At 68.1% G+C, this 8,461-nt stretch carries 9 protein-coding genes; 2 read left to right on the top strand and 7 right to left on the bottom strand.

Features of this window, described 5'->3' with window-relative positions:
- Positions 1 to 123: 123 nt before the first annotated feature.
- The 5 genes from rlmB to carD form a co-directional block, all read right to left on the bottom strand.
- Positions 124 to 1,107 (bottom strand): 23S rRNA (guanosine(2251)-2'-O)-methyltransferase RlmB, encoded by a 984-nt coding sequence (gene rlmB / locus HYG95_RS22665; RefSeq protein ID WP_181700833.1) that lies wholly within the window; start codon positions 1,105 to 1,107, stop codon positions 124 to 126.
- Positions 1,107 to 2,510, bottom strand: coding sequence for a cysteine--tRNA ligase (gene cysS / locus HYG95_RS22660; protein ID WP_067495651.1), 1,404 nt, complete (start codon positions 2,508 to 2,510; stop codon positions 1,107 to 1,109). Before cysS ends, rlmB begins: the two co-directional genes overlap by 1 nt.
- A 105-nt stretch (positions 2,511 to 2,615) precedes the next feature.
- Positions 2,616 to 3,086 carry a 2-C-methyl-D-erythritol 2,4-cyclodiphosphate synthase gene (ispF, locus tag HYG95_RS22655; RefSeq protein WP_181700831.1) on the bottom strand — a complete coding sequence of 157 codons (471 nt, stop codon included), beginning with the start codon at positions 3,084 to 3,086 and terminating at the stop codon, positions 2,616 to 2,618.
- A complete protein-coding gene (gene ispD / locus HYG95_RS22650; protein ID WP_181700830.1) occupies positions 3,083 to 3,904 on the bottom strand; it encodes a 2-C-methyl-D-erythritol 4-phosphate cytidylyltransferase in 822 nt (273 codons plus the stop codon). The genes ispF and ispD overlap by 4 nt, the downstream gene beginning before the upstream one ends.
- Position 3,905: 1 nt before the next feature.
- Positions 3,906 to 4,394, bottom strand: coding sequence for an RNA polymerase-binding transcription factor CarD (carD, locus tag HYG95_RS22645; RefSeq protein WP_019044685.1), 489 nt, complete (start codon positions 4,392 to 4,394; stop codon positions 3,906 to 3,908).
- 352 nt (positions 4,395 to 4,746) lie between these two features.
- On the opposite strand from carD, the gene HYG95_RS22640 reads away from it, so the two are divergent.
- Both HYG95_RS22640 and radA read left to right on the top strand, forming a co-directional pair.
- Positions 4,747 to 5,448: a hypothetical protein gene (locus HYG95_RS22640; RefSeq protein ID WP_370465889.1), complete on the top strand. Its 702-nt coding sequence runs from the start codon at positions 4,747 to 4,749 to the stop codon at positions 5,446 to 5,448.
- A 78-nt stretch (positions 5,449 to 5,526) separates the two neighbouring features.
- Positions 5,527 to 6,927, top strand: a complete 1,401-nt coding sequence (radA, locus tag HYG95_RS22635; RefSeq protein ID WP_181700828.1) for a DNA repair protein RadA — start codon at positions 5,527 to 5,529, stop codon at positions 6,925 to 6,927.
- 146 nt (positions 6,928 to 7,073) lie between these two features.
- Here radA and HYG95_RS22630 read toward each other — a convergent pair whose 3' ends face one another.
- Positions 7,074 to 7,748 carry a hypothetical protein gene (locus tag HYG95_RS22630; RefSeq protein WP_181700827.1) on the bottom strand — a complete coding sequence of 225 codons (675 nt, stop codon included), beginning with the start codon at positions 7,746 to 7,748 and terminating at the stop codon, positions 7,074 to 7,076.
- A gap of 71 nt (positions 7,749 to 7,819) precedes the next feature.
- Positions 7,820 to 8,443: a carbonic anhydrase gene (locus HYG95_RS22625; protein WP_181700825.1), complete on the bottom strand. Its 624-nt coding sequence runs from the start codon at positions 8,441 to 8,443 to the stop codon at positions 7,820 to 7,822.
- Between the last annotated feature and the right edge of the window lie 18 nt (positions 8,444 to 8,461).

The following is an 8,461-nucleotide window of genomic DNA, read 5'->3' as shown; positions in this document are numbered from 1 at the left end:
GCGGCCCCTCAGGGGCCGCGCTCGAGCGCGCCAGCGCTCCAAAAACACAGCCCAATACCTCCGTGGGCGCAATCCAAAAAGAGCCGGGCACGCTACAAAGCAGCACCCCCGCCCTACAGCACCTCACCCCAGTCGACGCTGCCGAGCGATATCAGCCAACACCACACCAGCAGCCACCGAAGCGTTCAACGACTCGACCGGCCCCGCCATCGGAATACTCAAAATCGAGTCACAGGTCTCCCGGACCAGCCGCGAAAGTCCCTTACCCTCGGACCCGACAACAACCACCGTCGGCACACTGCCGTCGAAATCGTCGAGTGCCGTATCACCATCGGCGTCGAGCCCGACGATCTGGATACCCTGAGACGCCCAGTCCTTCAACGTGCGCGTCAGGTTGGTCGCGCGCGCAACGGGCAGACGCGCCGCCGCACCCGCACTTGTCCGCCACGCCACCGCAGTGACGGCCGCGCTGCGACGCTGCGGGATCACCACACCCTGACCACCGAACGCGGCGACCGAGCGGATGACCGCGCCGAGGTTGCGCGGGTCGGTGATGTTGTCGAGGGCGACGAGCAACGCGGGTTCGGCGGTCGACTTCACCCGGTCCATCAGGTCGTCAGGATGGGCGTACCGGTACGGCGGCACCTGCAGGGCCACACCCTGGTGCAATCCGTTGGCGCTCAACCGGTCCAGGTCGGTGCGTGGCACCTCGAGGATGGAGATGCCGAGGTCGGCGGCGCGCTGCACGCTCTCGGTGAGGCGGTCGTCGTTCTCGGTGCCGACCGCCACGTAGAGCGCGGTCGCGGGCACATCCGCGCGCAGGCACTCGAGCACCGGATTGCGGCCGAGGACCAACTCGGGACCGTCGTCGGACTTGCGGCCGGCGCGCGGTACGCCGGACTTGCCGGTCGGACGACCCTGTGCCGCTTTGGCTTTGGCCGCGGCGGCCGCGCGTTTGGCGGCGGGATGCTTGGTGCGTTCGACCGCGGGCGGGGTCGCGCCGCGCCCTTCGAGGCCGCGACGACGCCTGCCGCCGGAACCGACGACAGCACCCTTCTTGGTGCCGCCCTTCCGAATCGCTCCGCGTCGCTGTGAATTGCCTGCCATCAGTTCGCCTTTCCGCTAGCTGCGCCCAGCGACCATTCCGGCCCCTGCGGGGTATCGGTGACTTCGATACCCGCCGCGATGAGCCGATCCCGTGCGGCATCGGCTTCTGCCCAGTTCTTGTCGGCTCGCGCGCTCGCCCGGCGGTCCAGCTCCGAGCGGACCAGCACGTCGAGCGCGTCGAGCGCCGCCGAATTGTCGGCGGGGGTGTACCAGTGTTCGTCGAACGGGTCGACGCCGAGGATGCCGAGCATCGCCCGCACCTGCCCGGCCAGTTCGGCCGCCGTGTCGAGTGCGCCCGATTCCATGGCGCGATTGCCCTCGTGCACCACGTGGTGGATCTCGGCGAGCGCCTTGGGGATCGCCAGATCGTCGTCGAGCGCGGCGGCGAACGCGTCGGTCCATTTGCCGACCGGCACCGCACCGGCCCGATCGTGCACCCGCCGCACGAAAGCCTCGATGCGCTGATAGGAAGCGACCGCGTCGTCGAGTGCCTTGTCGGAGTATTCGAGCATCGAACGGTAATGCGCGCTGCCGAGATAGAAACGCAATTCCACCGGCCGTACGCGGGTGAGCACATTCGGCACCGAGAGAACATTGCCGAGCGACTTCGACATTTTCTCCCCGCCCATCGTCACCCAGCCGTTGTGCAGCCAGTAACGCGCGAAACCGTCGCCTGCCGCCTTCGACTGGGCGATCTCGTTCTCGTGGTGCGGGAAGATCAAATCCATTCCGCCGCAATGAATATCGAATTCGGGGCCGAGATAGAACTCGGCCATCGCGGAGCATTCCAGGTGCCAGCCGGGTCGACCGGGGCCCCACGGCGAAGGCCAGCTCGGCTCGCCCGGTTTGGCGGCTTTCCAGAGGGTGAAATCGCGGGGGTCGCGTTTGCCGCGGGTGGGGGTTTCGCCCTGGTGCACGTCGTCGAGTTTGTGGCCGGAGAGTTCACCGTAATTCGGCCAGCTCACCACATCGAAATACACATCGCCCTCGGCGGCGTAGGCATGCCCGCGCTCGATCAGCCGCTCCATCAGGGCGACCATCTGGGTGATGTGCCCGGTGGCGCGCGGTTCGGCCGACGGTGGAAGCACACCTAGGGTTTCGTAGGCGGAATCGAACGCGCGCTCGTGCGTGGCCGCCCATTCCCACCACGGCCTGCCCGCCTCGGCGGCTTTGTTCAGGATCTTGTCGTCGATATCGGTGACATTGCGGATGAACCGCACGTCGTAGTCGTGTGCCAGCAGCCAGCGGCGCAGCACGTCGAACGCGACGCCGCTGCGCACATGCCCGATATGGGGCTGACCCTGCACGGTGGCACCACACAGATACACCGAGGCACGGCCGGGGACCAGCGGGGTGAATTCCCGCATGGTCCGCGTGTCGGTGTCAAAAAGGCGCAAGGTCACGGCATTCGATCCTAGTCGGTGGGATGAGAGTGGGGTTGACCGGCCGGTTCGTGGCTCGCCGCGTTTCCTGGCGGCGACGGTGGGGCGGTCGGGTGGGATGGCCCGTCAGGGCTGCGAACACTCCAGCAGACAGGTCGCGATGGCGGCCACACCCTCACCGCGCCCGGTCAATCCGAGCCCGTCGGTGGTGGTTCCGGATACCGAAACCGGTGCGTCGAGTAATTCGCCGAGTACTTTTTGCGCTTCGGCGCGGCGCGGGCCGATCTTCGGGCGATTGCCGATGACCTGCACGGCGGCGTTGACGACGGAGTAACCGTCGTCGGTGAGGAGTCTGCGGACTTCGGTGAGCATGGCGGCACCGGTCACACCGGCCCATTCGGGGCGGCCGACGCCGAAGACGGCGCCCACGTCGCCCAGACCGGCGGCGGAGAGCAGTGCGTCGCACAGCGCGTGCACGGCGACATCACCGTCGGAGTGGCCCGCGCAGCCGTCGGCGTCGGGAAACAGCAGACCGGCCATCCAGCAGGGACGACCTGGTTCGATGGGGTGCACGTCGCTCCCGATGCCGACTCTCATCGAGCGACCTCGGTCCGGACGGCAGAGTGACCGAGCTGCGCGGCGCCGCCGACGGGTGCGGACTCGGCAGCGGGCGTGGACCTCGGCTCGACCTGCGAGGCAGTGGCGTCGGCCGAGGTGACATCGCGTCGTCGGGCGAGGACGGCGTCGGCGAGGGTCAGGTCGAGTGGCGTGGTGATCTTGAAGGCCAGTGGGTCGCCTGCGACGGTGTGCACGGCGACGCCGAGGCGTTCGACCAGGCCCGCGTCGTCGGTCGCGCCGACGTCGGTGGCGTAGGCGCGGCGCAGCAATTCGGCGTCGAAGCCCTGGGGAGTCTGGATGGCGCGCAGGTCGGCGCGGTCGGGTGTGCCGGTGACGACGCCCGCGTCGTCGACCGATTTCACGGTGTCGACGACGGGCAGGGCGGGCACGACGGCCGGGCTGCCTGCCTGTAGTTCGGTGGCGACGCGCGCGATGAGTTCGGGCGGGGTGAGCGCGCGGGCGGCGTCGTGCACGAGGTAGTACCCGGCGTCGGGTGCGGCCGCGATGCCCGCGCGCACCGAATCCGTGCGCTCGGCGCCGCCGACGACGACCTGCACCGGCACAGGGGGCATCGAACCGCCGGTCAGCGAAGTGGTGGACAGCAAGGCAGACGCGGCGTCGACCAGTTCGGCGGGTACGACCACGACCACCCGGTGCACAGCACCGGACGCGATCAGCCCATCGACGGCCAGCCGGACCATAGGTGTACCGCCGACCGGGACGAACGCCTTCGGGGTGGGTTCACCCAGGCGCACGCCACGACCGGCGGCAGGAACCAGTGCTACGACAGGTCGCACACTACGAGGCCGCGGCGAGGACCTCGTCGAGCAGCGATTCGGCCTTGCCGTCGTCGGTGCCCTCGGCGAGCGCGAGCTCACCGACGAGGATCTGACGCGCCTTGGCCAGCATCCGCTTCTCACCGGCGGACAGGCCGCGATCCTGCTCACGACGCCACAGGTCGCGGACGACCTCGGCCACCTTGTTCACATCGCCGGAGGCGAGCTTCTCGAGGTTGGCCTTGTAACGGCGGGACCAGTTGGTCGGCTCCTCCGTGTGTGGCGCGCGTAGCACCTGGAAGACGCGGTCGAGACCTTCCTGGCCGACGACGTCGCGCACGCCGACGTATTCGGCGTTTTCTGCGGGAACGCGAACGGTCAGGTCGCCTTGCGCGACCTTCAGGACCAGATACTCTTTCTGCACACCCTTGATGGTGCGGGTCTCGATTGCTTCGATCAGCGCCGCTCCGTGGTGGGGGTAAACGACGGTGTCTCCGACCTTAAAAATCATGTGTCCCGTGCCCCTTTCGATGTTCACAGTTTAACATGCGACTCGGTAACGGCGCGATCAACTGTGCAGGTCAGGGCCACAACGAGGACATCCCAGGGGTTGACAATCAAGAATTGTTGTGCATTGTGTTGCGCCAGAACAGGTTAACCACCAGCACAACGACCGGTATTCGCACTTCGGCCGTCCGGCATCGACGTGGCAACCACGTCCGGGACACCGAACTGTTACTTCCGTACCCGCGCGTCGCGAGCCCCGACGCCACGCGCGCGAAGCGAACTACTACGCTGCCTAGTTACTACCCTCCGGTCCCCGTGTGGAACGGAGTGAGCCCGGTCGACATGGAGGACAAACCGTGACTGCCCTGAAAGCTGTGACCGCCCCGTCGGCGCGACGTCGCATGGTGACGGTTGCCGCGCTCGCCGCTGCCGCGGGCATCGCCCTGACCGGCTGCAGTGCCGGCCAGCACACCCAGACCTCGTCGCAGGCCGCCGCCATCAACGGCAACCACGCCGATGTCGGCGACATCTCCCTGCGCAACGTGCACATCGTGTACCCCGAGGCGGCGTCGGCGCACCAGAAGGGCGGCAAGGCCGTCCTCGCCCTGTCGATCATCAACGGCAGCGAGACCGTCACCGACGAGCTCACCAGCGTGAGCACCGACCTCGGCCCGATCAAGATCACCGGCCCGGCCGGTGGCAAGTTCGAGCTGAAGCCGCAGGAGACCGTGCTGGTCGGCCCGCCGAGCGTCACCGCCGCGGCCGAGACCGGCGATCACCACGGCACCACCACGGCCGCACCGACCACCACCGCGGCACCGACCACGGCTCCTGGTGGCGGTAACTCGAGCGCCAGCGACGCCGCCGCCGAGCCGGCGAGCATCGAGATCACCGGCCTCACGGAGAACATCACCCCCGGCCTGACCTACACGGTCACCTTCAACTTCAAGGACGCGGGCACCGTGCAGGTGGCCGTTCCGGTCGACGCCGCCACTTCCGAGCGCGTCGAGAACGAGAAGTCCGGCCCGGCGCCCGAGGGCGCGGGCGGCGGTCACTGAGACCAGCTGTCGAGAAAAGCCGTCGCGAACTTCGCGGCGGCTTTTCTTGTTGTCGGACCCGATCCGTAGGGTGCGCGTGTGGCCAAGACCAAAGCTGTTTTCCGTTGCACCTCGTGTTCGCACGAGGTGTCGAAATGGGTTGGCAAATGCCCTGATTGCGGTGCGTGGGGCACCGTGAACGAGGTGGCGGTCTCGGCCTCTGCGGCGGCGCCGGGGCGCCGGGCCATGCTGCCGAGCACGGCGGCGGCGCCGCTGTCGCAGATCGACGCGAAGGTCACCCAGGCCAGGTCGACGGGGGTGAGCGAGCTGGACCGGGTTCTCGGCGGTGGGGTGGTGCCGGGATCGGTGGTGCTGCTGTCGGGTGAACCGGGCGTCGGCAAGTCGACCCTGCTGCTCGAGGTCGCGTTCCGGTGGGCCGCCCAGCGCGACGAGACCGCGCTGTATGTGACGGCGGAGGAGTCGGCGGGTCAGGTGCGCCTGCGTGCCGACCGGACCGGGGCCGTGCACGACCGGGTGTATCTCGCGGCGGAATCGGATCTGTCGATCGTGCTCGGGCACGTCGAGCAGGTGCGTCCGACGCTCCTGGTCGTCGACTCGGTGCAGACGATGCTCGCCCCCGAGGTCGACGGCGTGATCGGCGGTGTCACCCAGGTACGCGCGGTGACGGCGGCGCTCACCTCACTGGCCAAGGCGAGCGGGATCGCGGTGCTGCTGGTCGGGCATGTCACCAAGGACGGCAATGTGGCCGGTCCGCGCACGCTCGAGCACCTGGTGGACGTGGTGCTGCAGTTCGAGGGCGACAAGAACTCCTCGCTGCGCATGGTGCGCGGCATCAAGAACCGCTTCGGCAGCGCCGACGAAGTGGGCTGTTTCGAGCTCCACGAGGACGGCATCGCCTGCGTCGACGATCCGTCCGGATTGTTCCTGCATCACCGCACCGATGCCGTACCCGGCACAGCGGTGACGGTCGCGATGGACGGTAAACGTCCGCTGGTCGCGGAGGTGCAGGGGCTCACGGTGAAGACCGAGATCCCCCAGCCGCGTCGCGCGGTGAGCGGCCTGGACTACAACCGGGTGGCCATGGTGCTCGCGGTCCTGCAGAGCCGTGGACGGGTGTTCCTCGGCAAGCACGACGTGTACGCGGCGACCGTCGGCGGCATGCGCCTGGTCGAGCCGACCGCCGACCTCGCCATCGCCCTGGCCATCGCCAGCGCCGAGGCCGATATCGCCCTGCCCGCGGGCTGGGTGATCCTCGGTGAGGTCGGCCTGGCGGGTGAGGTCCGCAAGATCACCGGGCTCGGCCGGCGCCTGGCCGAGGCCGAGCGATTGGGCTTCACCACCGCCCTGGTACCGCCGGGTTCGGAGAAGTCCAAGAGCGGTTCGATGCGCATCCACGAGGTCGGCGACCTGCGTTCGGCGCTGCGATTGGCCGAACTCCGCAAATCCCGGGCACCCCGCGAGCCTGCGGCCGTGGAATAACTCCGGCAAACCGCGCTTTCCGGTCGAATTCGGCATTTCGGCGGTAACAGCCGTTGACACGGCCGCCCGTCCTGCGAATTCTGCAAATCAGCCGTCTTGGACATGTGATTTACAGCGCATCCGCATAATGCCCGGTCGGACGGTATTCAGTCGGCCAGGTTGAACGGTTCGGCCGCGCTGCGGATGGAACCGAGCTGTGCGACAACCATGTACGCACCCGCCGGGACCGGCAACCGCTCCCCCGCGCATTGTGGCTGGGACGTGGTGCCGAACCAGGTGCCCTTGTACGACAGCTGTTCGCCCGCCTTCAGGGTCTTCACCTCAGGCGGCCCGTCCGGGGTGCAGTCGTTGCTCGCCCACAGCCTGCGCTGCCCGTCGAGGGTGAAGACGAGGAACTGCGGGCCCGCGCCGAGATCGCGCGAGCACGCGGCCGTGGAGATGTTGGTGATGACGGTGCCGAAGCCCGGCTGATCACCCACCCGGTAGGTCGGCTGGTTGACCGTCACCTTCAGCGCCAGCGACTGATCGCTACACGGCTGGGCCGCGGGCTCCGGGGCGGCGGACGTGGTCGACGACGGTGCCGCCGACGTGCTGGTCACCGAACTGCTTGCCGTCGCACTACTGGTCGCACTGCTGGTCTGGGACGTGCTCGCGACCGTCGTCGAGGACGCGGCCGCGCCCGAACCGGACGAATCACCACCGCGCGCCACCATCGTGACCAGCCAGACCACGATCGCGAGCGCGACGACGATGACGCCGATGGCCAGCGCGCGACGACGCCAGTAGATCTCCGGTGGCAGCGGTCCATTCGGTTCCAGCACGCTTCAAAGGTAAGCGCAGCGCGCGAGGGCGCGCTCGATGACCTCGGCGTGTCGGGCGCTTACCGCCCGATTCAGACCGTCTCGCCGATATTGCCGACCACCCGGCGCAGATGCGCGCGACCGTCGGACAACTGGTAGGTGACGCTCGCGATCGCGCACTGACCAGTGGCGACGCGCTGGGAGATGATCATCGAGCGTTCCATGAGCAGCTTGCTGGTCTCCACCACGTGCCGGGCCTCGAGGTCGTCGACCGTCGTGAGCCCTTCGCGGCGGCCGAGCAGGATCGAGGGGGTCACCTTCTCGACCACGCTGCGAATGAAGCCGCCGGGGACGGCGCCGCCGTCGAGCGCGTCGATCGTGGCCTTCACCGCGCCGCAGCTGTCGTGGCCGAGGACCACGATCAGCGGCACGTTGAGCACCTCGACGCCGTATTCGATCGAGCCGAGCACCGAGGAGTCGACGACGTGGCCTGCGGTACGCACCACGAACATGTCGCCGAGACCCTGGTCGAAGATCAGTTCGGCGGCTACGCGCGAATCGCCGCAGCCGAAGAGGATGGCGTGCGGTCGCTGTCCGTTCACGAGCTTGGCCCGGTCTGCTGCGCCCTGGCTAGGATGCAGCAGAGTGTCGTTGACGAAGCGCTCGTTGCCCTCGCGCAGCGACTTCCAGGCACTTATCGGATTAGAACCAGGCATACCGACCATTGTGCACAC

Origin of the sequence: Nocardia sp. GTS18, from assembly GCF_013839555.1 — a bacterium.
Taxonomy (GTDB): Bacteria; Actinomycetota; Actinomycetes; order Mycobacteriales; family Mycobacteriaceae; genus Nocardia; species Nocardia rosealba.
This window is presented reverse-complemented; position numbering and strand designations above follow the sequence as displayed.